Origin of the sequence: Moorena sp. SIO4E2, from assembly GCF_010671945.1 — a bacterium.
In the GTDB taxonomy this organism is placed as follows: Bacteria; Cyanobacteriota; Cyanobacteriia; order Cyanobacteriales; family Coleofasciculaceae; genus Moorena; species Moorena producens.
Genome location: NZ_JAAHIE010001228.1, coordinates 1 through 1388 on the forward strand (window position 1 = coordinate 1; position 1388 = coordinate 1388).

1 protein-coding gene is annotated in these 1388 nt (G+C 48.7%); it reads right to left on the bottom strand.

Translation table 11 applies throughout. The features are described 5' to 3' along the window. Positions 1–243 precede the first annotated feature (243 nt). Positions 244–1388: eCIS core domain-containing protein (locus tag F6K37_RS42455; RefSeq protein WP_287257225.1), on the bottom strand; the 1145-nt coding region annotated here is incomplete at its 5' end.

Below are 1388 nucleotides of genomic sequence, written 5' to 3' on the forward strand. Positions count from 1 at the left end.
TGGTTAATATTTACAACCTCTCTACCATTGTGGTGATCTCCACCCACATGCTCTACGAGTTACACCCACACACCATCCTCTCGGGTTTGCTCCATTACCACACCATCCTCCTCCAGCGAATCTGTGCCACTGGTTTGGTTTCTACCTCCGCTCTTGTTTTTTCCTTTTGATTTTTTATAGGAAACATGGTTTTACAATTCCTCGTTGGACCTGTCGGCCCCATCCCTATGTACCTTTTTTTCCCTAATAGTTGGTTACCCTAGCCAGGAATTTATTTGCGATCCTGAATCTGCTTTTTTTTGCCCCTTTCTCCTTCTTTGGTTGTACCCAACTCTCTCCCTCCTTGTGATAACTTCCTTCAGGAACTTTCGTAATTACTAGCTCTGATCGCTCTGTATAGACATCATTGATTGCGATTGCGGTTTGAGCGGCTGTGACAGAATCCCATCCATTATTTACAAGGTCTTCCTTGCTCCATCTATACCATGATTGATTATGCTGTTTAGGAATCTCTACTACAGTCCCTACAGGCGTACTGTCGTCAACCACGCCCCCTTCTCTACTACCCAAACTCGTATCGGTTAATTGTATTGTTTCTGCTGACCCGAACAAACGTCTTTTCGGTTTTTTTGTTTTTGGTTTTATCGGTTTTTTTTCTGTCCTTCCTTTAGTCGCATCGTCGCCCATCCAATCATCTATTTCTGTCACCTTAGACTCTTTTTGTCTGTCTCGAACCATCTTCTGCCCGGGTTCCTCCCCTACACGCCCTGAAACCGCTTGCGCCTTCTCACCCATTCTGTCCGCTTCCCGTTCCTTAACCCTGTTGAAATTGATCCGCTCTCCGTTTTTGGTTTTATTGCTCCTCACTCGCCCCTGCTTCTGCTGCACCACATGCCACGCCTCATGAGCCAAATGCTTCTCCTGCCCCGGCCCAACATGTATCTCCGTCCCCTGTGCATAAGCCAATGCCTGCAATTGAGCCGGTTTCGACGAGTTGTAATGCACCCTCACATCATCCATCGAGTAGCCAGAGAGGTTCTCTATCCCTGCCTTGAGGCGATCAGGCAAGCCAGTTTTGTTTTCCTTTACGCTCCTCTCTGCCCTCATGCTTTCGCCATAGGTCAACGTATCCCCCGTCAACGGTTGTGCTGCTCGCTGCACCATATTCCTTTTCGGCTGCACTACCATTTGCCCACCGTGATTCGCCCCAAGCCTGCTTCTATCTCCCGGCTGTCCAAAAGAAAACTTCCCGTGCTGCCCCATTTCTATCCTTCCCGTTTCGGGCTGGTATTGTCCAGATTCTAAGGTGCGCATCACCTTCGCACTGATACTTCCCCATTCCCCCACCGCATCTTCCGCGTTCCACTCCCTTTCCTCTGCTTCCAAAA